Here is a 22256-nt window from a genome sequence, read left to right on the forward strand (position 1 = left end):
AAACGGCTGCCTGATAGTGTTTAGGCAATGCATTCCACTTCTCGAGATTCATGATGTTGTGGCCCTGGCCTGTGCCCTCCCACCAGCCTGGATAGTAATAGTACTTTGCAACCTTCACGAAGCCGAGCTTCTCATCGTCATATGGGCCTACCCATTCGGCCGCGTCGATGGTGCCCTTCTCCAGCGCCGGGTAAATCTCGCCGGCTGCGATCTGTTGCGGCACGCCACCGAGCTTCGCAATGATGGTGCCGGCAAAGCCGCCGACGCGGAATTTCAGTCCTTTGAGATCATCGACGGTCTTGATCTCCTTGCGAAACCAGCCGCCCATCTGAGCTCCGGTCGAACCGGTCGGCACGCCGACGGCGTTGTGCTCCCTAAGGAGATCGTTGAGCATGTCCTGACCGCCGGCCCACAATAGCCAGGAGATATGCTGACGCGTATTGAGCCCGAACGGCAGCGATGTGCCGAAGGTGAAGGCGGGATTCTTGCCCCAATAGTAATACAGCGCGGTGTTTCCCATCTCGACGGTGCCGTTCGACACCGCGTCGAGCACCTGCAGGCCGGGCACGATTTCACCGGAGGCAAACGGCTGGATCTGGAAGCGGTTGTCGGTGATCTCGGCGACGCGCTTGCAAAAATATTCGCAGCCGCCGTACAGCGTATCGAGCGATTTCGGCCAGCTCGCGGCGAGCCGCCATCTCACCTCCGGATTGGATTGCGCGATCGCGGGCGCAGCAACAGCACTCGCGGCCAGGCCCAATCCGCCTGCCGTCAGGAATTTACGACGTTCCATGCGTTTCCCTCCGTTAAGTCGATGCTTCGACCAGGGAACGATCTTGGTGTCGTCTTGTCTTCGTCGACGCTCGACGGTGTCTGTTGAGACCTGGTGGCGTTTCCGAAAGGCCCTTGAGGCACTCGTTGGTGGAATTCCGATCGTTGCGGTTCCGCGAGCGAGGATGACCGGGCGCCTCTCGAGAATCAAGCCTCATCGGCGCCTCGCAGGTGCGAACGCCGGCTTGACGCAAGTCGGGCCCCTTAGCGATCTGCTATTCAGTCGCGCAAAAACCAGGGAGCCTCGCATGGCGGGCAAGAAGGTCGTGGTCGCCGGAGCAACCGGCCTCGTCGGCAACGCCGCGTTGCGGCACTTCGGTACATCGGACCCCTGCGAGGTCGTTGCACTGTCGCGGCGCAGGCCGCGCGACCTCTACGGCGCCCGCCACGTCCCGATCGACCTCACCAGCGAAGCCGATTGCCGCCGCGCCGCGGACGAGTTCAAGGGCGCGACCCATCTGATCTACGCCGCGCTCTACGAGGCGCCGCAACTCGTCGATGGCTGGCGTGATCCGCAGCAGATCAAGACCAACGACCTGATGCTGCGCAATCTGATGAGTGCGCTCGAGCCGGTCTCACCCGGCCTCAAGCACGTCGCCCTGTTGCAGGGCACTAAGGCCTACGGCGTCCACGTTCGCCCCTTGACCGTGCCGGCCCGCGAAGGCCGCTCCGAAATGTACGAGCAGCCCAACTTCTACTGGGCGCAGGAAAACTTTTTGCGCGAACTTCAAATGGGCAAGAGTTGGCATTGGAGCATCCTGCGGCCGGTCCTGATCGTGGGCCTTGCCATGGGCGGCGCCATGGACCTGATCCCGCCGCTCGGCGTCTACGCCGCGATGCTGCGCGAGCAGGGCAGGCCGCTCGATTTTCCCGGCGGCGCCGCGCGCGTCGCGCAAGCGGTCGACGTCGATCTCCTCGCCCGCGCCATCGCCTGGTCGGGCGAGGCCAAGGCCGCGCGAAACGAGACCTTCAACGTGACCAATGGCGACGTCTTCACCTGGGAGAACATCTGGCCTGCTGTGGCGGATGCACTGGAGATGATGCCGGGCAAGCCGGTCCCGCTGTCGCTTGCCGAGGCGTTTCCAAGCTGGGTCGGCCCCTGGGATGCGTTGCGGCGCAAGCACGACCTTGTATCGCCTGCGCTGGCCGAATTCGTCGGCCTCTCGTTCCAATACGCCGATTACAGTTTGCGCTACGGCCACGCCGAATCCGGTTCGCCCTCGATCGTCTCGACCGTGAAGATCAACCGCGCGGGCTTCACCGAGATGATGGACACCGAAGACATGTTCCGGAAGTGGTTCAGGCAGGCGAAGGAAGAGCGGCTGCTTCCCTGACGCAGAACCAAAGCCGATATCCGGGGACGGTTGCCCAGGTCAGATTGTGGCCCTTCAGCGAAGTAGCGGCGCACTTCGTTGAGGTCCGCTTAGTGAGGCACGGCGGACTGCGGAAGTGACAGATAGGGGTCTGCACGCATGGCAACCCGTTGATGCCCAGCGCACGGCGAAAGTCATGTTGGCTACCGCCGAAGAAGCAGGCCTTTATTGGCGAGCAATGCGTCGAGTATCTGGATCTCGATGGATAAGCAGATTTTGGCCAAACGTTAGCAGGAAGAAAAAAGAGGGCCGAAGCCCTCTTTCAAGTTAGTACCGACGATAGCTCCGATGGTATCCATAGCTGCGACGTACATAGGGGCGACGGACGACGTAGGCCCCGCGCCGATACACGGGCCTTGTGCGGAGGCAACCGCGCGGACCGCAGACCACTGCGACGTTCTCGACGTTCGAAGACTGGAACTGTCCCAAGGGGGCCAGTGGCATTGCTGAAGCGGTCCCGGTCGAAAGAGCTGCGCCACCTAACGCGGCCAGTGCGAGAAGTGCGATTCTAAGTTTCATCTAGTTCCTCCCGTTGAGTGCTATCTCCACAGGACGTGTAGAGGTTCGTCTATGAATGAACGATGAGGACGAAGATTAAATCGCGGTAATCAGCGGCTACGCGGTGATGCGCGGCTGATGCGGTGCGCACCGCAGCAGCCTCGCGGCGAAGTCATGGTTGCGCCGCCAACCGCACGCCATCTGGCCCAATCAGTCCCGGGTAGGGCGCCTTGAACTTGTAGACGGTTCCGCTGACGGCACCTTCCATGTAGATATATTGGTTATTCTCGCCGCCAAAGGCAAAGTTCGTGGCCGAGGAATCACCATTTGGCAACGGTACGTAACCGATGATGAAGCCACGCGGATCGTACTCGATGACTCCGCCGATGCCGCACGCCGCCCAGAGATTCCCATGCACGTCATAGTGGATGCCGTCAGGCCCACCGTTGCCGGGATTGTAGCTTCCGGCCGTGGCGAAGAAGAATGTCGTGTGCGAGGGATCGTTGGCGCAGTCGGCGCAGGCGGGATTCGGCCCTCGCAGGAACGAATAATACAGCATCCGGTTGCTCGCATAATCCGCAACAGCCAGCGTGCCGTCATCCGGCGAAACCGCTATGCCGTTAGGAAAACTGCCCGTAGTGATGATGCGCCGGAGAATCCCGTCCTTGGAATATTGATAGACCGCGCCGGTCCGATCAGCCGCATCGGGTCCTGGTCCTGTTCCCCATGGGTCGGTGAAATACAGGTTGCCCTCGGCGTCGAAGTCGAGATCATTTGGACCCTTGAAGAGTTCGTTATGGAACGTGGAAACGAGCGAGCTTAGTTTCTTCGTCTCCGGATCATAGACCAGGACGCCGAGGTGGCGGGTCGTGACGTAAAGCTTGCCGTCATGCCAGCGCGTCCCCTGCGGTTCGCAAGCGGGACCGAGGTCTCCTTTCGGGTTGCAGTTGAACCCGGGGACCAGCTTGGCGTCTGGAGTGAGGTAGGACACCCAGCCGCTGCCAATCGCGACAAACCAGAAGTTGCCTGCCTTGTCGAAGGCCCCGCCCTCGAGAAACTTGCCCTGGGGTTGATCATGGATATCCGCAAACAAAGTAACCGGTCCGATGCCGGGCGGCGGTGGTGGCAGACCCCACGGCTGCACTTGCTCCGGCGATGGCGGACCGGCGAGCGGGGGCGCGGGGATGGACTGGGCTTGCGCCGATGCAATATGAACGGTTGCGGCCGAGCCCCAGAGTACGAGCGAGAGAATACAGACGGCACTTGCCAACTTCGTTGTCATGACGGTTTCCTCCGACGCTTTTGTTTTTTCTGCCGTGCTTCAAGCATCAGCTCAAAACGTGGCACGAACATGGGCGTACCGCCCCAGTTAATACGGTAGGCGAATGGGCGCTTTAGAAAAAGATATCTCGCAACTTGGAATGACCCGCGCGTGGAAGTGGATGGTCAGCCTTTTGAGACCGCAAGTGAAGCGCGATTGCCATCTATGGAAAGGTGACCGGGGGATGGTGGCTTTTCCTGGCCGGTCCGACATCGGGCCGCACAGCTGGGGCTGTCCGTCGTGAGTACATCGAAGCGATGGTCGTCGATTCGGACGAAGACGATCAGGATGACGATGGCGACGATGATGAGCTATGAGCCTCACCAAAATTCCCAGCCTCGGGAAAGATCAAGACTGGAGAAGTAACGAAGTAATACTCCGTGGTTCAGATGATCCTCATATCCGGGACCGTCGGCTTTGCGATAATCGGACCCTTCGTCCTGCTCTTCGAGGTCGTTGCTCATAGGGAACGCAGGCAGCCCAACAGATGAGCCCGCGTAGCTTGCTAGTTAGCTGGCAAGCATCGTCTGCTGGTGTGACTTTCGCGACATGCCAATTGCACCGAGCGGTGTCCGCATTCAGGGGTAATCCGGACGGCATTTGCTCATCCTGAGTTCTTCGCAGTCTGACCCAAAGCAGACGCGCGCTGATTCCGTCAATCAGCCGCCGCCAAACTTGGATGGATCATCGTAGGCAGGAGGCTCGTCGTGATCTGTCCGGAGACCTCCCGGAACGGAATCGTCGCGATAGATGTGCACGCCGCGTGGAGTGATATAGCTCGGGGTGCCAGCCTGGCCAGGACGCGTCATCGCTTGTCGCGAGTTGTGATGCGACCTTGGGGCGGCGTTCGCAGAAGCACACGACGCGATCACAAGGCATAATCCCAAGACAACACGCATTGCATTTTCTCCAAGCAGCAACCCCCGTTGTATGTGGTGCGCGCGCCGCTCCTTGCTTTCACGTTCGAACGACGCTTCTGGCCATCGCTACGTTAAGGCGGTGCCGCTCCATGTCGGTTCAGCGGGGTAGACCGGGAGTTTGCAGTGGAGCGCTAGACCGACGCTTTTGACCCTAAGCCGAAGTCGCGCTCGGTTCGAACGCCTCGAGCGAGCCGCCTCGCTCACGGTATGATCCGCTTCTCTCGCAGAGTCGTGAACAGGTCGAAGAAACTTTCGTCCGTCGCCTGATAGTCAAGGAACCCCAGCCGACGACTCTTGCTCATGTCGGTGACAACCTCGATCGGCCGACCGAGGTCACCATCGGTGTGCCACGCAGACGCGAGCCGGTTGAGATCCGGTTCTGCCAGACGATGCTTCCGGGCGATGTCGGACCAAATCTGATGGGCGTCGCTCATCTGTCGCTCAAGCGGAAGGTTTTCGCTCGGAAACGCTGCTGGCTGCAGTCCGAACCAAGCTGCCAAGCGCCCCCACATCCACTTCCAACGGAACACGTCCCCGTTGACAACATTGAAAGCCTGATTGCGGGCAGCATCTGTCGTGGCCGCCCATTCCAGATGTCTGGCCAACAGTCTAGCGTCCGTCATATCCGTTAGTGCGTTCCACTGAGTTGCAGAGCCTGGAAACAGAAACGGGCGTCCGATTTCGCGGCAGATCGTGGCGTACGCAGCGAGCGTCGTGCCCATGTTCATGGCATTCCCGACGGCATAGCCTATGATCGTATGTGGCCGGTGAATGTTCCAGTTGAAGCCGTCACGATTCGCCGCCGCGAACACCTCGTCTTCCTGGGCATAATAGAAATTCTCGGTATCGAGCCGAGGTTGGTCCTCTCGAAACGGAGTGGCGATCAAGCTGCTTTGACCATAGGCTTCGAACGGCCCGAGATAGTGCTTGAGGCCAGTTACAAGTGTGACGTGCCTGACCGACCCGGCAGACGACAATGCATCCAGCAAGTTGCGCACCATCACAGAGTTGACCAGGATATTCTCTGCCTCCGTTTTCTGCCTAAGCCACGTGCTGAAGAAAACATGCGTGGGACGCAGTTCGCGCAGCGCCGAACCCAGGGACGCCGGATCCAACAGATCAGCAGCGATTGGCAACATACCGGGGATATCAATTGCTGGCCTGCGTGCCAGTCCGTAAACTGACCACCCCCGCTCCAGGAGATGTTGGGCAAGATTGTTGCCCACTATGCCGGTTGCTCCTGCGACAAGTGCGGAACGTTCCATTTTTTGAACCCTTCGTGATCCATTCGAGATAGGGCGCCGACTGCCGCGAGCAAGCCGAATGCCTGTTGTTTGGAGTCTGTCCGGTTTTGGCCCATCGCTACCGTCGGGGCGGTGCCGCTACATGTCGGCTCAGAGGGGTAGACCGGAAGTTTGCAGCCGAGCGCCAGTTTGTCGGGTTGCGACCCATTGCGGAAATCACTGAGGTTTTGTTCTGCGTCGGGATGATGAACGGCTGAACCTCTGCTTCGGTCGGCGCGAACCGTGCCTGCGATGGTCTCAACCCGGGGATCACCGCACCCGTGCCTTTGCAGCGCCCAAGAATCCAGACGTCCTGAGCAAATAAGCCATCGTCGAGAGCTTGCCGCTAACGTCCCTCGTAAACGGGCGGACGCTTTTCTACCTCGGCATCGCGGCCTTCCCGGAAATCCCAGGTCGCGTACAACGCACGATATTGGTCGTCGAGCTTGCCCAGCGCCGTTTCGGAGTCGTCGAGCGCCATATGCGAGGAGGCCAGCGACGTCTTGATGCCGAGAGGGCCGCATGCGGCGATCTTGCTGGCGATCTCGACAGCCTTCGCGAGAGCCGCATCCCGGTCGGGGGTCACTTCCTGAACCATTCCCATCCGGAGAGCTTCCTTCGCTCCCCAATGATCGCCTGTTAGAATGAAGCGCATCGCATTGCCCCATCCGGCCTCTCTGGGGAAACGTACCGTTGAACCGCCGCCGGGAAAACGGCCGTGCGTGTTCTCGTCCTGACCGAACTCCGTGTCTTCCGACGCCACGCGGATGTCGGCGACAAGAAAAAGCTCGTGCGCCATATTCCAGGTGTCGCCATGCACCGCGACAACCAGGGGCTTCGTGAGCGCCGGCTTGGTGCGCCCGAGAGGGTCGATAAAGCCGGGTCCATCCATCATTTTTTTTCCGGACTGAGCGAAGGCCTTGTAGGCATCGACATCGATACCTCTGGAGAAGCGATCGCCATAGCCGAACAGAACAGCGGCACGGAGGGAGGGATCGCGGTCATAATTGTAGTAGGCTCGCGCCAGGCTCTCTGTCGCGTCCGGGTCCAGTCGGTTGTCGATGTCGGGCCGGTTGATGCCAATCAACGCTGTCTGGCCTTTGCGCTCGATGGTGATCTTGGCTCGCTGATCGTACGGAATATTCGCCATGCGCGTGGACTGCGCGGTCTCGTCGCCCTGTGATGTCATCGACGTGTCTCCCGGTTTTTGGGGCCTGCAACGCGATCGCCTTCCGGATACGGAGATGGGCAAATACGGAGGACCCGCAAGAGGGCGTCGATCACGATGCAAGAAATCGGATCAGGAATGACGCGGGCAATCGTGCGAATTTAAAATGCTGTCGCCGCTAACGGGCCGACATTCGAAATAATTTGCCCCCTTCGGCAGTTCCGTTAATGATAGCTCGACTATTGCACGGCCCTCCATGGGCCAGCGTATTCGCGATCTTTGAGACTGACAGTCTGCTCGTGTGCAGGCCGCTGGCCCTGGTGGTCCAAAAGTATTCTGAAGCCTCAAGTTGGCCGTACGGCACGAACAATCCAAATTAGTGAGACCCGCCAATGAAGCCGGAAATCAGGTAGCGGACCTATCCATCCAAGTTGATACCGAGGCGCTCAAGATTGCACTGGCAATCCCCGCGCCGGCAATGCCGAGTACAATGTGCATATTCAGCCCGGGAAATGACCATGGCTACGGAAAAAGATGGTCGCGAGCGACTTCCGGTGTTGGCCCATAGCTGACCTGAGACAATGTTCAGCTTGAGTCCGCAAAGCGTTGGCCAGCGGACATCGCTCAGGCCGCACCAATGAATCTCGATTTATGAGTGCGCGACCTGATCCGCGCTTACGAACGCCGCTTCCATTGCCTTCCGCGTCCTGATCGTCTCGTTGCCTGCGTCAAATTCGACGTCGCTCCAGCGCACGATCTCGCCATGGGCGACGTCGTGCTTCAGCTTCAGCCGATGCGCCAGGCCGATCGGCAGCGCGCCGGCCTTCAGGCTCGCGGCCGCCGGCACCAGCTTGCCCCACACCGTGTAGCCGCCTTCGCCGTCCAGCATCTCGCCGGCGCGCAGATTGCGTTTTGCCACCGAGGCGACGTCGCCGCGGAAGCCGTAGGGCTGCCCGGTTGGCTCGCCCCGCAGCGCGGCCGACAGCACCGAGATGTTCAGCTCGAGGCCGATCAAATGATAGGGCTTGTACATCGCAGCGAAGCGGCCGCTGGCGTCGGTCTTCAGCCCGTACTGCCTGAAGCAGTCGGCAGCGTAGTCGTTCGGCGCCTCCAGTACGACGTAAACGCCCCAGCGCAGATCGCGAAACACCGGCCTTCCGTCGCGCTCGAGCGAGGAGACCACTTCCACCACGCCGGACCGCTCCAGCACGCCGCCTCTGTCGCGAGGGCGCATGATATGCGGCAGGTCGTCGACGCCGCAGGGCGGAAACAGCAGGCCCGCCGCGGGTACGTCCAGCCCGCAGGCATTGGCGATCGCGGCCATCTCGATCGCCGACTTGGTGCCGTCGAGGAAGGAGTTGAACATCTGCGGATTCATCCCGGCCGATTGCGCCTCTCCCGCGGTCAGCCCGTAATGCTGCCAGACGCTGTCAGGCGTCACGTCGTGATAGGCCGGCAGATACTTTGTCCCCTTGCCCGCGGCAACCACGTGAAACCCGGTGGCGCGGGCCCAATCCACCATCTCCGCGGTCAGTGCCGGCTGGTCGCCATAGGCGAGCGAATAGACCACGCCGGCCTTGCGCGCTTCCTCGGCGAGCAGCGGACCCGCCAGCACGTCGGCCTCGACATTGACCATCACGATATGCTTGCCCGCCGCGATCGCGGCGCGGGCGTGCCTGATGCCGACGGCCGGATTGCCGGTCGCCTCCACCACCACGTCCATCGCGCCGCCGGCAATCGCGCGCGCGCCGTCATCGGTGAAGACGGTCGCGGCAATGCGGGCCTCGTCCCACCCGACCGTGCGGCAGGCCTCGCGCGCACGATCCCGGTCGATGTCGACAATGATGGGGACCACGAGCCCCGGCGTGTGCGGCACCTGCGCCAGAAACATCGAGCCGAATTTGCCGGCGCCGATCAGCGCGACACGGACGGGCTTGCCGGTGGAAGCGCGGGCCTGGAGAAGGCGGAAGAGGTTCATGTTGTTACCCGATGAAGTATCGTGTCCCGGACGCGGTGCAGCCTAGGCGATGCGTAGCATCGTCCGGCAACGCTGCTTCGCAGAGCCGGGACCCAGTGAGAGAGTATTGCGCGCGGCGTGGGCCCCGGCTCAGCAGCGCATCACTGACGTGCTGCGCTGCGTCCGGGGCACGAGAGTGTTTCTACTCCGCCGCCTGCCGCGGCGCACGGGCGAGCCGCACCAGCGCGTCGTCGTCCACCGTCTTGATCGGCGCGAAGTCGCGATGCGCGATGTACTCCGGCCGCGTCGGGTTTCGGATGTAGTTCGAAACCGCGTTCAGCGTCAGGTAGACGATCTTGCGCGGGTAGGGCGTGATGTTGCCGGCCGAGCCATGCACCAGGTTGCCGTGGAACATCAGCATGCCGCCCGGCTTGCCGGTCGGCGCCACGATGCCGCCCTGCTTGACCAGCCGCGTCACCGTGTCCTCGTCGAGCGTCCACAGCGGGTACGACGTGGTGGCGAGGTCATGCGACGCCTGGAGATCACCGGCGTCCTGGCTGCGCGGCACCAGCATCAGCGGGCCGTTGATCGGCATCACCTCGTCCAGAAAGATCGCGATGTTCATCGCGCGCGGCTCGGGCATGCCGTCGTCGCGCTTCCAGGTGCCGTAATCCTGGTGCCATTGCCAGACGTCGCCGGTGAAGGCCGACTTCGCGTTGATCTTGAATTGGTGCATGTAGACCTTTTCGCCGAACAATTGCTCGACCGGGTCGATCATGCGCGGATGCGCGCCGAGGATGCCGAACGCCTCGTTGTAGAGATGCGCGGCAAAGGCGGTGCGCGGCGCGCCGCTCTTCTCGCGCCAGACTTCGGGCCGGTTCGCGTCATAGATGCCGACTGCCTCGCGCGCGAGGAAATCGACCTCCTCCGGGCTGAACAGTTCGGGCAGGAACAGCCAGCCCTCGCGGTCGAAGAACTCCAATTGCTCCTGGGACAGTTTCATGGGTCGTCCTCCTTGCGTTGTTTTTGATTGTCGTTCCGGCGTGGAATGCCTACGCCGCCTCGTCCGTCGCCCTCAATCTCTCCTCAGTCATCCGTCCCGCCGTCTGCGCATGTGCAAGCGCCGCGCGTTCGGCCGCCTTCGCATCGCCAGCAAGAATGTGCCCTGCGATCGCAGCATGCTCTGTCCAGGCACTGCCGCGATAATCGAGTTCGGACAGCACGGTCGCCATCGAGCGGCGCATGTGCGGCCACTGCGGCGCGATCGTCTCCTCGATCACGGGATTGCCTGCCAGCTGGTAGATCGCGCGGTGAAAATCGACGTCGAGCGCGATCAGCTCCGCGAGCGGCGTCTTGAGATCGATACCGCGTCCGGCGCCGAGCGCTGCATCCAGCCGCGCGCGTCCCGCCGCGTCGCTTGCCGCGCGCTCCGCCGCGAGCCGTGCCGCCAAGGCGTCGATGGCACCGCGTACCTCGTATAGCTGGCGGATGCGCGAGGGGTCGAGCTGGGTGACTTCAAAGCCGCGCCGGCCGCTCTCGGCGACCAGCCCCTGCCGGTGCAACAGGTGCAGCGCATGCGACACCGGCTGGCGCGACACGCCGAGCTTGTCGGCGAGCTCGTTCTGCCGGATGCGCTGGCCGGGCTGCAGCGTGCGGTCGGAGATCGCCTCCAGGATCCGCGCATAGACCTGGTCGATCAGGTTCGGAAGCGGGTCGAGAGGGATCACGCCGGCTGCTCCGAGAATGATGAAAGGGAATACCGAATTCCGTGTTCGAAGATATGGCGACAGTTTGAGGGCGTCAAGCGCCACCAACGCGGCGTCTGAGTTCGTTTTTGCGCTTCGCCAAGCCGTTGATATTGCTAGGGTCCGCTACTGTGCATGGGGTTGTTTTCGAGGAAATGGAAGTGCGAGGACGCTCACTCCGCCAAAAACGTGCTCACCACCTCGCCGAACTCCAGCGGTGCCTGCTCGAACATCCAGTGCCCGGCATTGGGGATCACCGCCGTCTTCGTCCCAGCGACGTGCTCGGCCAGCACGCGCCACATCACCGACAGGCTCCCTGTCGTGGCGCCGCCGCCGATCAGCAGCGTCGGTGTCCTGATCGCCTGCGCATCCGCAAGCGTGTAGGGCCGGCGCTGCTCGTTGATCTGGCCGAGGAAGGTGAGCGCGTTGTCGCGGAGTTGCTGCTTTGCCGCCGCCGGCACGCGCCGCCACGAGCCGTCACCTTCGATGCCTTCGTAGAAGTTCTGCAGCGCGCCCTCGATGTCGCCGGCGCGGATCATCTCGACCGAGCGCGTGGTGCGCGTGGCCAGCGGCGGATGTGCGGGCGTGCCTTCAGGCACCCGCAGGCTGGCGTCGAGATCGCCGCCCGGCTCGGCCAGCACCAGTTTTCGCAGCAGATCGGGCCGCGCCTGCGCCACGCGAAACGCGATGTGGCCGCCGCGCGAATGGCCCATGAGGTCGACGGGTGCGGGTTCGACCTGCTCGATGAAGGCGATCACGTCGGTGACGTGCTGGGCCATCTTGTAATCGTCGCCGACGGCGTCCCAATGCTCGGGAAAGAAATGCCGCAGGCTGACCGAGATCACGCGATGCGCTTTCGACAGCGGGCCGAGCACTGAATACCAGGTGCGGAAATCGCCGAGCGTGCCGTGCACGCAGACCAGCGGCGGGCCTTCTCCGACTTCGAGATAGGCCATGTCGTAACCGTTGACGTGAAATGTCTGCATGATCAGCCCGCCAAAAAATCCAGCACCACTTCGGAGTATTTCTGCGGCGCCTGCTCGAACATCGGGTGCGTCGCGTTCGGGATCACCGCCGTCCTGGAATACGGCACATGCGCGGCGAGCGCATGCAGCACTTTTGGCAGCAGGCCCTTGGTTCGCCCGCCGAGGATGAACAGCGTCGGCATTTTGATCGATTCCGCATCCGCCTTCGAGAACGGTGGGCGGTTGTCGCGGACCTGGCCGAGCAGGGTGAAGGCGTTGTCGCGCAAATTCTGCTTCACCATCGCCGGCAGCCGCGGCCAGGTGCCGGCGCCCTCCAGCGTGTCGACAAAGACTGCGAGGCCGGCATCGACGTCCCCGGCCGCGATCTTCGCGGCCGAGGCCGTGAAGCGCGCCAGCAGCGGCGAGGGCCCGCCGGCATAGTCGGGATCGAGGCTCGCATCGAGCTCGCCGCCGGGTTCGGCCAGGACCAGCCGCCGGAGCAGCTCCGGCCGCCGCTGCGCCACGCGGAAGCAGATGTGCCCGCCGCGGGAATGGCCCATTAAATCGACCGGGCCGAGATCGAGCTTCTCGATGAAGGCGATGACGTCGTCGACATGCTGCGCGATCGAATAGGTGTCGCCGACGCCATCCCATTGCGCCGGGAAGAAGTGCCGCAGGCTGACAGGAATCACCCGGTGCCGCTGCGTCAGCTGCCCGAGCACGCAGCCCCAGGTGCGGAAGTCGGAGAGAGAGCCGTGCACGCAGACCAGCGGCGGTCCCGTCCTGGCCTCGCCCACGTCGAGATAGGGCATGTCGTATCCGTTGACGTGGAGGCTTTGCATCGGGGACTCGCGGCGGGCTGCGGAACTCCTGTGCAAGATTCCCGGAAACCGGGTGGATCGCAACTATTTCCAAGCCTAGATTTGGGCTCAGTTCACATTGGGGGCATGCGAGGGAACGCAAGCCAGGGACCAAGCCATGACCGACCAGCATTTTGCCCTGTTCGATAGCAAGATCGGCCTGTGCGCCATTGCCTGGGGTCCGCGCGGCATCAACGGCACGCAACTGCCGATGGGTGGTGAGCAGAAGATCCGCACCCGCATCAGCCAGCGCCATGCTGACGCCAGCGAAGCCGAGCCGACGGCCGACGTGCAGCAGGCGATCGACCGCATCACAAAATTGCTCGCGGGCGAGCCGGATGACCTCACCGACATCCCGCTCGATCTCGACGGCGTGCCCGAGTTCAACCGCGGCGTCTACGCGATCGCCCGCGCCATCCCGCCCGGCAAGACCGTCACCTATGGCGACATCGCCAGGCAGCTCGGCGGTGTCGAGCTGTCGCGCGACGTCGGCCAGGCACTCGGACGCAACCCGTGCCCGATCGTGGTGCCCTGCCACCGCGTGCTGGCGGCCGGCAACAAGCCCGGCGGCTTCTCCGCCAATGGCGGCGTGGTGACGAAGCTGAAGATGCTGGAGATCGAAGGCGCGCTGGTGAACCACACGCCGAGCTTGTTTGATTGAAGCTCGGCGTCGTTTTTTGAAGCGCTAAATCTTCGCTGCCGCCTTCGGCCAATATTTGTCGCGTAAATGGCGCTTCACCAGCTTGCCGGTTGGCGTGCGCGGCAGCTCGGCTTCGAAATCGATCGAGCGCGGGCATTTGATCGCCGAGAGGCGACTCTTGCAGTAGGCGATCAAATCGGCCTCGAGCTGCTTGCCGGCGCGCTTCGGATCGTGCGGCTGCACCACCGCCTTGACCTCTTCGCCCATCTCCTCGTTCGGCACGCCGAACACCGCGACATCGGCGACTTCAGGGTGGGTGATGAGCACGTCCTCGGTTTCCTGCGGGTAGATGTTCACCCCGCCGGAGATGATCATGTAGGACTTGCGGTCGGTGAGAAAGAGAAAGCCGTCTCTGTCGAGATAGCCGACATCGCCGAGCGTCGACCAGCCCTTTGCGTTGTAGGCCTTCTTCGTCTTCTCGGGATCGTTGTGATAGGTGAAAACAGGCGCATCGGCGAAATAGACCGTGCCGATCTCGCCTGTCGGCTGCTCCTCGTCGTTCTCGTCCAGAATCTTGATCTTGCCGACCACGGCGCGGCCGACGCTGCCGCGGTGCTCCAGCCATTCCTTCGAGTTGCAGACGGTAACGCCGTTGCCTTCCGAGCCCGCGTAATACTCGATCAGGATCGGTCCCCACCATTCGATCATTTTTGCCTTGACGTCGACCGGGCAGGGGGCGGCGGCGTGGATCGCGCCCTTCAGCGTGGAGACGTCGTAACGGTTGCGGACCTCGTCCGGCAGCTTCAGCATGCGCACGAACATGGTCGGCACGAGCTGTGACTGCGTGACCTTGTATTTTTCGATCAGCTTCAAGAATTCTTCGGCGTCAAAATGCTCCATGATGATGGAGGTGCCGCCGAGTACGGTCGCCATCATGTTGAAGCGCAAGGGAGCTGCGTGATAGAGCGGCGCCGGTGACAGATAAGTGCTCTCGGCGTTCATGCCGCACATATTGGCGCAGAGGACGCGCAGAAACGCGTTCGGCTCGTCGATCGGCTTGCCCTCGAACGCCTTCTTGATACCCTTGGGCCGGCCGGTGGTGCCCGACGAATACAGCATGTCGTAGCCGGCGACCTCGTCGGCGATCGGCGTTGTCGGCTGCGCGGCCGCTTCCCTGTCGTAGGATCGGAAGCCGGCTTGCGGCTCGTCCATCATGTAGAAGACCGGCTCGCCGGCTGCACCCTTGATCAGGCCCTGGATCTGGTCGGCGCATTTCGGCGTCGTGATCACGACCTTCGCGCCGCAATCGGCGATGATGTAGTCGATCTCGTCCTGCTTCAAATAGCGGCTGATCGCGGTGTAATAGAGCCCGCTGCGCTGCGCGGCCCAGCAGATCTCCATGAAGGCGAGCCGGTTCTCCATCAGCAGCGCGATATGGTCGCCGGCTTTCAGCCCGAGCGAGCGGAACAGGTGCGCGCCCTGGTTCGAGAGCCCGTCGAGCTCGCGATAGGTGATCGCCTTGCCGGTGGCGGCCATCTGGTAGGCGATCTTGTCGGGAGTGGTCTGTGCGTGAACAGACGGGTGAGTCATTAGCGCGGTCCCAAGGCGTACGAGATGTCGTCCCGGCCTAGTGCGCAATTGCGCACGGGGGCCGGGATCCATAACCACGAATTTTAGTAATTGAAGTTAGATGTCGCCCCAACTCGCCCTAACTATAGGCTCTTGTGGATATGGGTCCCGGCCTTCGCCGGGACGACACCTTTAATGCGGCAGCAGCTTACAGCCGCTCCACGATGGTCACATTGGCCATGCCGCCGCCTTCGCACATGGTCTGCAGGCCGTAACGCTTGCCGCGCTGGCGTAGCGCGTGCACCAGCGTCGTCATCAGCTTGGTGCCGGAGCCGCCGAGGGGATGGCCGAGCGCGATGGCGCCGCCATTGACGTTGAGGCGCTCCGGATCGGCGCCGGTGGTCTTGAGCCACGCGGTCGGTACCGAGGCGAAAGCCTCGTTGACCTCGAACAGGTCGATGTCGCCGATCGTCATGCCCGCCTTCTCCAGCGCGCGCTTGGTGGCGTGCAGCGGTGCATCGAGCATGATCACGGGATCGCCGCCCATCATGGTCATGTGATGGATGCGGGCCAGCGGCTTCACGCCGAGCTGCTTGAGGCCGCGCTCGTTCACCACCATCACGCCGGAGGCGCCGTCGCAGATCTGGCTGGCGCTGGCCGCGGAGAGCTTGCCGTTCTCGGCGATCAGCTTGACGCCCTTGATGCCGTCGAGCGTGGCGTCGAAGCGGATCCCTTCGTCGATATGGTGGGTGTCTTTGGAGCCGTCGGCGCGGGTGATCTCGAGCGGCACGATCTCCGTCTTGAAGTGACCGGCCTGCGTTGCCGCGATCGCCCGCTGATGGCTGTTGTAGGAGTACTGGTCCAGCTCATCCTTGGAGAGGCCGTACTTCTCGGCCATCATCTCGGCGCCGGTGAACTGGCTGAACACGATGTTCGGATAACGCTGCTCGATGCCCGCGCTCTTGTAATTGCCAAAGCCGTTCTTGGCGGGAAGCTGCGAGGACAGGCCCATCGGCACGCGCGTCATCGATTCCACGCCGGCGGCGATCACGACGTCCATTGCGCCGGACATCACGGCCTGGGCTGCGAAGTGCAGCGCCTGCTGCGAGGAGCCGCACTGGCGATCGATCGAGGTGCCCGGCACGCTCTCCGGCAGCTTCGAGGCCATGATCGCGTTGCGCGCGACGTTGTTGGACTGCTCACCGACTTGCATGACGCAGCCCATGATCACGTCCTCGACCAGGGCCGGATCGACCTTGGTGCGGTCGACCAATTCGTCCAGCACTTTTGCGGCGAGATCGGCCGGATGCCAGCCGGCGAGGCGGCCCCCCTTGCGCCCGCCGGCGGTACGCGCAGCGGCGACGATGTAAGCCTCGGCCATGTCGGTTTCTCCCTGGATTGTTCTGTATCGAATGGGTTGTCGGCGCGGATTTAAGGGGCGGCTGATCGTTTAGTCAATCGATCAATTAACTCTTGTGGGGAGGCGCTGCTTGAGGTTATCTGCGCGCCTCTCAAAGCGCATTCAGGAATCTCCGTGGCTACCAGCGTACCGAACAGGCTTCCCAGCGGAAAGAATTCCACGGCAGAGAAATTGCTCGTGGCCGCGAGCGAGCTGATGATCGAACGCTCCTCGATCGAGATCTCGCTGAGCGACATCGCACAGAAGTCGGGCGCCAACGCCGCGCTGGTCAAATATCATTTCGGAAACAAGGACGGTCTGCTGCTGGCTCTGCTCGAGCGCGACGCGGGGACGGAACTCTCCAACCTCGAATATCTGCTGGCCCAGCCGATTACGCCAACCGCGAAGCTGAAGCTGCATATCGCCGGCATCATTCGCGCCTATCACCGGTTTCCCTACATGAACCGGCTGATCCACTATCTGCTGCACGAGAGCGTCGCGGGCTCCGCGGACGAAGTCTCGAAATTCTTCGTGGCGCCATTGCTGGATTTCCATCGGCGCCTGCTCGCCGAAGGCGTCAGTCACGGCGAATTCCGCGCCACCGATCCGGTGCTGTTCTACACCAGCCTGATCGGGGCCTGCGATCATTTGTTCTTCGGCCGGCACGCGATGTCTCGCGCGACCGGCGTCGGCCCGGTCACCGACGAAGTCTGCCGGCAATATATCAAGCACATGGAAACGCTGATCTGCGGCGGCATCCTCACGCAAGTCGAGGAAGCTGCCGCGGCTGGATGATCCGGCCGGAACTCTTCAAGCCTAGAGAAGAAACGTCCAAGGAAAGGTATTTGCGATGCAGTTGAAAGACGTAGCGGTTCTCATCACCGGCGGTGGTTCGGGCCTCGGTGCCGCGACCGCCCGCGCCATGGCCGCCAAGGGCGCCAAGATTGGTGTGATCGACCAGAGCAAGGAAAACGCCGAGAAGGTCGCCGCCGAAGTGAAAGGCGTCGCGCTGCATGCCGACGTCACCAGCGAAGAGCAGATCAAAGCGGCGATCGCCAAGGCGGAAGCCGCGCACGGCGTCGCGCGCGTGCTGATGAACTGCGCCGGCATCGGCGGCTCGCAGCGCATCGTCGGCCGCGATGGCGTCTACCCGCTGGAAAAGTTCGCGCGCATCATCAACGTCAACCTCATAGGCACTTTCAACTGCCTGCGTCTGTTCGCCGAACGCCTGGTGACGATCGAGCCGGTCGGTGAAGAGCGTGGCGTCATTATCAACACGGCTTCCGTTGCGGCCTATGAAGGCCAGATCGGCCAGATCGCCTATGCTGCTTCGAAGGGTGGTGTTGTTGGTTTGACCCTACCGGCGGCGCGCGACCTCGCCAGCCAGAAAATCCGTGTCAATACCATCGCGCCCGGCCTGTTCATGACGCCGCTGCTGATGGGCCTGAACGAAGAGGCCCGCAAGAGCCTGGGCGCCCAGGTGCCCCATCCCTCGCGTCTTGGCGATGCGAACGAATACGGCGCGCTCGCCGTGCACATGGTCGAGAACGCGATGCTCAACGGCGAGACCATCCGTCTCGACGGTGCCATCCGCATGGCGCCGCGGTAGCTCTTCTTCCTTCCCCCCTTGTGGGAGAAGGTGGCGCGCTTTGGAGCGCAATTGCGCTCCTGAGCGCGCCGGATGAGGGGTTTGCGTCCACGGAGACAAACCCCTCACCCAAGTGAACTCTGGGCTCACAGCGTACATGCCCTCTCACAAGGGGAGAGGGCGTAGCAATCGGCACCGCGATCGGCGGCAAGCACGAGGCGCCTCATGTCCGAACCGCTGCTGATCGAGCACAACGACGGCGTCGACACGGTGACGCTCAATCGTCCTGAGAGCCTCAACGCGCTTGATCCGGCGCTGATCGACGCACTCAACGTCTACTTCCAGGGCCTCCAGCGCAACCGCGATACGCGCGTCGTGGTGCTGAAGGGCGCCGGCAAGAACTTTTGCGCAGGCCTCGATCTCAAGGCGGCGATGGCGCGTCGTGCCGGACAGCAGGAGCCGCCCGGCGTCACCGAGTCGCTGGATTCACAGCGGCGCATCGCCGACATCGTCATGCTGATGCGTCGTTGTCCGCAGCCGATCATTTCTCTGGTACAGGGCGCGGCGGCCGGCGGCGGTTTTGCGCTGGCGCTTGCCTCCGACATCCGCATCGCCACGAAGTCGGCCCGAATGAACTGCGCCTTCCTCAAGCTCGGCCTCGGCGGCTGCGACATCGGCACCAGCTATTTCCTGCCGCGTCTCGTCGGTGTCTCCGTGGCCTCGGAGTTGATCCTCACTGGGCGCTTCATCGGCGCCGACCGCGCGCTGGCGGTCGGGCTGGTCTCCGAGGTCGTCGACGAGGACAAGCTCGATGACGCCGCCGAACCTTATGTCGACGCGATGATCACGGCGTCGCCCGTGGGCCTGCGCCTGTCCAAAGAATGCCTCAACATGAGCGTCGATGCCGGATCGCTGGAAGCCGTTATCGCGATGGAGGACCGCAACCAGGTCCTGTGCAGCCGCTCCGAGGAATTTTCGGAAGGCATCAGGGCCTTCCTTGAGAAGCGAAAGCCTGTCTATATCAAGCGCTGACAATGAAGATCCGTAAAGGACGAGAAATTCCGGGAGACGCAAAATGAGTGGGAATGCGGCGGCGGTGATGACGAAGCCCGCGTTTCGCAAGGTCGAGTGGCTCAAGCGCGACATCGACGTCGAGCGGCGCGGCGATGGCACTGTTGTGCTGAAGTCGCGCGTTCCGCTGCAAGCTCACGAGACGCATATTCCGGCTTCGTTGGCGAAGTGGGCCAAGCAAGCGCCCGAGCGCATCTGGCTCGCGCAGCGCGGCGGTCCGAACCGCGAATGGCGCAAGGTGTCCTATGGCGAAGCCAAGCGCACGGTGGATGCGCTGACGCAGGGTTTGCTCAATCTCGCGCTCGACGGCCGCCCGGTTACGATCCTCTCCGGCAATTCGATCGAGCACGCGCTGATGACGCAGGCCGCGATGCAGGCGCGCGTCCCAGCCGCGCCGGTGTCGCCTGCCTACTCCTTGATGAGCCATGATCACGTCAAACTGAAATATCTGTTCGATCTGATCAAGCCCGCCGTGGTGATGGTGCAGGATGGTCCGACCTTCGAGAAGGCGCTGAAAGCGCTCGATCTCACCGGCGTCACCATCGTTCACGTCCTGCGGCCTTGCGACGGCATCAAGAGCGTCAGCTTTGCCGAGCTCGTGGCGACGCCCGTGACCGCCGATGTCGAAGCGTCGATCGCGAAGATCACGCCTGAGACCGTCGGCAAGCTGCTGTTCACGTCAGGCTCGACCGGCATGCCCAAGGCCGTCATCAACACGCAAGCGATGATGTGCGCCAATGCGGCAATGATGATGCAGGTGCGGCCGCGCGATCCCAGCGGTCCGATCTCCACCATGCTGGACTGGATGCCCTGGAACCACACCATGGGCGGTAATGCGGCGTTCCACCCGATCCTGGTCGACGGCGGCACGCTCTATATCGATGATGGCCGGCCGATGCCGGGCCAGTTCGAGGAGACGCTCCGGAATCTGCGCGAGATATCGCCGACCTATTACGCCAACGTGCCGGCCGGCTATGCTGCGTTGGCAGCGGCCATGGAGAAGGATGATGCGTTGTGCCGCTCCTTCTTCAAGAACCTCTCGATCATGGCCTATGGCGGCGCGCGGCTGCCTGATGATCTCTACGATCGCATGCAAGCTTTCGCCGTGAAAACCACCGGCGAGCGCATCGTGTTCTACACTGGCTGGGGCTCGACCGAGACCGCGCCGACCTCGACCGGCACCTATTGGGACACCGAGCGTGTCGGCCTGATCGGCCTGCCGTTCCCCGGCGTCGAACTGAAGATGGTGCCGTGCGGCTCGAAATACGAGCTGCGCCTGCGCGGCGTCAACGTCACGCCGGGATATTTCGGCCAGCCCGATCTCACCAGGACGATGTTCGACGAGGAAGGTTTCTATTGTATCGGGGATGCCGGCATCTTCGTCGACGACACCGATCCGGTGAAGGGCATCATCTTTGCCGGGCGCGTGGTCGAGGATTTCAAGCTCACCACCGGCACTTTCGTCCATGTCGGCTCGCTGCGCACCGATGCGATCGCGGCTGCGACGCCTGTCGTGCACGATGCACTGGTCGCGGGGCAGGACCGTCCGTTCATCGGTCTGCTGGCCTGGCCGAACCTGCATGCCTGCCGCCAACTCGTCGGCAATCCCGACCTGAGTTTCGAGGATGCGGTGAAGCACCCCGAGGTGATCGCCTGCTTCCGGCGCGGACTGGAAGCGCACAACCGGGAGTGCGAAGGCGCCGGCAGCCGCATCATCGCGCGCGCCATGCTGATGGCGGAGCCGCCCTCGATCGACGGCAACGAGCTCACCGACAAGGGCTACATCAACCAGCGCGCCGGCCTGGAGCGCCGCGTCGGGCTGGTGGAGCGGCTCTATGCCGACAAGCCCGACCAGGCCGTCATCATTCTCAAGTAATCGACATCATCAACACGGGTACGCGCCATGAACTTCGATTTCTCCGACGACCAGAAGCAGCTCCGCGACCAGGCGCGCAAATTCCTCACCGAGAAGTGTTCGCCCAAGGCGGTGCGCGCAATTCTCGACGGCAAGGCGCCGTATGACAAGGCGCTGTGGAAGGGCCTCGCCGAGATGGGCTTTCTCGGTGTCGCGATTCCCGAGGATTTTGGTGGTGCGGGCGCCGGTCATCTCGAACTTTGCGTGATCGCCGAGGAGATGGGCCGAGCCAATGCGCCGGTGCCGTTTTCCTCCACCGTCTATCTCGCCGCCGAAGCGCTGCTGATTGCCGGCAGCGATTCGCAGAAGAAAAAATGGTTGCCGGCGATTGCCTCCGGCGAGGCGATCGGCACGCTGGCGCTGTTCGAAGGCAAGGGCAATCCGTCGCCGAAGAACATCAAGCTGACGGCTGCGAACGGCGTGCTCAGCGGTGTCAAGAAGCCGGTTGCGGATGGCGCGATTGCCGACTTCGCAGTGGTCGCGGCACGTACGGGATCGAGCGGACGCGATGGTGACATTTCCTTGTTCATTGTCGATCTCAAGAGCGGCGGCGTCGAGGTGAAGAATCTCACCAATCTCGATCCGACCCGAGGGCAGGCCGAGATCACTTTCAGGGATTGCAAGGCCGAGCCGCTCGGAGCCGCCGGCGAAGGGTGGAGCATCCTGACCCAGGTGCTGGACCGGGCTGCGGTGCTGTGTGCTTTCGAGCAGGTCGGCGGCTCCGACCGCGCACTGGAGATGGGCCGCGACTACGCGCTCGACCGCATTGCCTTCGGTCGCCAGATCGGTTCGTTCCAGGCCGTCAAGCACATGCTCGCCGATATGTATGTCTCGGCGACGCTGGCGCGGTCCAACAGCTATTACGGCGCTTGGGCGCTCTCGACCAACGCAGGTGAATTGCCGGAAGCCGCCGCCGCGGCGCGCATCAGCGCGACGCAGGCGTTCCAGCACTGCGCCAAGAACAACATCCAGGTCCACGGCGGCATGGGTTTCACCTGGGAGTTCGACTGCCATATGTACTACCGCCGCGCCAACGCCATGGCGCTCGGGCTCGGCAGCCTGTCCTATTGGGAAGACCAGTTGATCGACCGCATGCGCAAGAAGAACGCGGCGTAGCCCACCGCTCGTGTCCGGACGCGGCGCGAAGCGCCGC

Annotated in this window: 18 protein-coding genes (1 of these 18 only partly in view); 7 read left to right on the forward strand and 11 right to left on the reverse strand. The window is 62.8% G+C overall.

Features of this window, described 5'->3' with window-relative positions; genetic code table 11:
* A protein-coding gene (locus ABIB00_RS12035; RefSeq protein WP_354104459.1) for a TRAP transporter substrate-binding protein crosses the window boundary here: on the reverse strand, positions 1–793 show its 5' portion. The gene continues 296 nt to the left of window position 1, outside the view; only the first 793 of its 1089 coding nucleotides appear in the window; it begins with the start codon at positions 791–793; the stop codon falls past the left edge of the window.
* A 286-nt stretch (positions 794–1079) separates the two neighbouring features.
* On the opposite strand from ABIB00_RS12035, the gene ABIB00_RS12040 reads away from it, so the two are divergent.
* Positions 1080–2165, forward strand: coding sequence for an NAD-dependent epimerase/dehydratase family protein (locus ABIB00_RS12040; protein ID WP_354104460.1), 1086 nt, complete (start codon positions 1080–1082; stop codon positions 2163–2165).
* Positions 2166–2874: 709 nt separating this feature from the next.
* Here ABIB00_RS12040 and ABIB00_RS12045 read toward each other — a convergent pair.
* From ABIB00_RS12045 to ABIB00_RS12080, 8 genes are all read right to left on the reverse strand, one after another.
* Complete coding sequence (locus ABIB00_RS12045; protein WP_247445146.1) at positions 2875–3984, reverse strand: SMP-30/gluconolactonase/LRE family protein; 1110 nt, start codon at positions 3982–3984, stop codon at positions 2875–2877.
* A gap of 1159 nt (positions 3985–5143) precedes the next feature.
* A complete protein-coding gene (locus ABIB00_RS12050) occupies positions 5144–6208 on the reverse strand; it encodes an SDR family oxidoreductase (RefSeq protein ID WP_354104461.1) in 1065 nt (354 codons plus the stop codon).
* Between the two features lie 364 nt (positions 6209–6572).
* Positions 6573–7415, reverse strand: a complete 843-nt coding sequence (locus tag ABIB00_RS12055; protein WP_354104462.1) for an enoyl-CoA hydratase-related protein — start codon at positions 7413–7415, stop codon at positions 6573–6575.
* A gap of 628 nt (positions 7416–8043) precedes the next feature.
* On the reverse strand, positions 8044–9372 hold the full coding sequence (locus tag ABIB00_RS12060; RefSeq protein ID WP_354104463.1) for an NAD(P)H-dependent oxidoreductase: 1329 nt from the start codon (positions 9370–9372) through the stop codon (positions 8044–8046).
* 181 nt (positions 9373–9553) lie between these two features.
* Entirely contained in the window at positions 9554–10354 is an 801-nt protein-coding gene (locus ABIB00_RS12065; protein WP_247445141.1) for a phytanoyl-CoA dioxygenase family protein, read from the reverse strand.
* 49 nt (positions 10355–10403) lie between these two features.
* Positions 10404–11078 (reverse strand): GntR family transcriptional regulator, encoded by a 675-nt coding sequence (locus ABIB00_RS12070; RefSeq protein ID WP_247445140.1) that lies wholly within the window; start codon positions 11076–11078, stop codon positions 10404–10406.
* A 191-nt stretch (positions 11079–11269) separates the two neighbouring features.
* A complete protein-coding gene (locus tag ABIB00_RS12075) occupies positions 11270–12082 on the reverse strand; it encodes an alpha/beta fold hydrolase (RefSeq protein WP_354104464.1) in 813 nt (270 codons plus the stop codon).
* Between the two features lie 2 nt (positions 12083–12084).
* Positions 12085–12903: an alpha/beta fold hydrolase gene (locus ABIB00_RS12080; protein ID WP_354104465.1), complete on the reverse strand. Its 819-nt coding sequence runs from the start codon at positions 12901–12903 to the stop codon at positions 12085–12087.
* A 136-nt stretch (positions 12904–13039) separates the two neighbouring features.
* Here ABIB00_RS12080 and ABIB00_RS12085 point away from each other — a divergent pair, with 136 nt between their 5' ends.
* Positions 13040–13582: a methylated-DNA--[protein]-cysteine S-methyltransferase gene (locus tag ABIB00_RS12085; protein WP_354104466.1), complete on the forward strand. Its 543-nt coding sequence runs from the start codon at positions 13040–13042 to the stop codon at positions 13580–13582.
* 24 nt (positions 13583–13606) lie between these two features.
* Here ABIB00_RS12085 and ABIB00_RS12090 read toward each other — a convergent pair whose 3' ends face one another.
* On the reverse strand, positions 13607–15151 hold the full coding sequence (locus ABIB00_RS12090; protein ID WP_354104467.1) for an acyl-CoA synthetase: 1545 nt from the start codon (positions 15149–15151) through the stop codon (positions 13607–13609).
* A 187-nt stretch (positions 15152–15338) separates the two neighbouring features.
* A complete protein-coding gene (locus tag ABIB00_RS12095) occupies positions 15339–16511 on the reverse strand; it encodes an acetyl-CoA C-acetyltransferase (protein WP_354104468.1) in 1173 nt (390 codons plus the stop codon).
* 153 nt (positions 16512–16664) lie between these two features.
* Between ABIB00_RS12095 and ABIB00_RS12100 the strand changes: the two genes are divergently transcribed.
* The 5 genes from ABIB00_RS12100 to ABIB00_RS12120 all read left to right on the forward strand — a co-directional run bounded on the left by ABIB00_RS12100 (position 16665) and on the right by ABIB00_RS12120 (position 22219).
* Positions 16665–17324, forward strand: a complete 660-nt coding sequence (locus tag ABIB00_RS12100) for a TetR family transcriptional regulator (RefSeq protein WP_354104469.1) — start codon at positions 16665–16667, stop codon at positions 17322–17324.
* Positions 17325–17379: 55 nt separating this feature from the next.
* Complete coding sequence (locus ABIB00_RS12105; RefSeq protein ID WP_247351049.1) at positions 17380–18138, forward strand: SDR family NAD(P)-dependent oxidoreductase; 759 nt, start codon at positions 17380–17382, stop codon at positions 18136–18138.
* 204 nt (positions 18139–18342) lie between these two features.
* Entirely contained in the window at positions 18343–19149 is an 807-nt protein-coding gene (locus tag ABIB00_RS12110; protein WP_354104470.1) for an enoyl-CoA hydratase/isomerase family protein, read from the forward strand.
* 43 nt (positions 19150–19192) lie between these two features.
* Positions 19193–21064: an AMP-binding protein gene (locus ABIB00_RS12115; RefSeq protein WP_354104471.1), complete on the forward strand. Its 1872-nt coding sequence runs from the start codon at positions 19193–19195 to the stop codon at positions 21062–21064.
* A 27-nt stretch (positions 21065–21091) separates the two neighbouring features.
* On the forward strand, positions 21092–22219 hold the full coding sequence (locus ABIB00_RS12120; RefSeq protein WP_354104472.1) for an acyl-CoA dehydrogenase family protein: 1128 nt from the start codon (positions 21092–21094) through the stop codon (positions 22217–22219).
* Positions 22220–22256 lie beyond the last annotated feature (37 nt).

This window comes from Bradyrhizobium sp. LB14.3, from assembly GCF_040547985.1.
Taxonomy (GTDB): Bacteria; Pseudomonadota; Alphaproteobacteria; order Rhizobiales; family Xanthobacteraceae; genus Bradyrhizobium.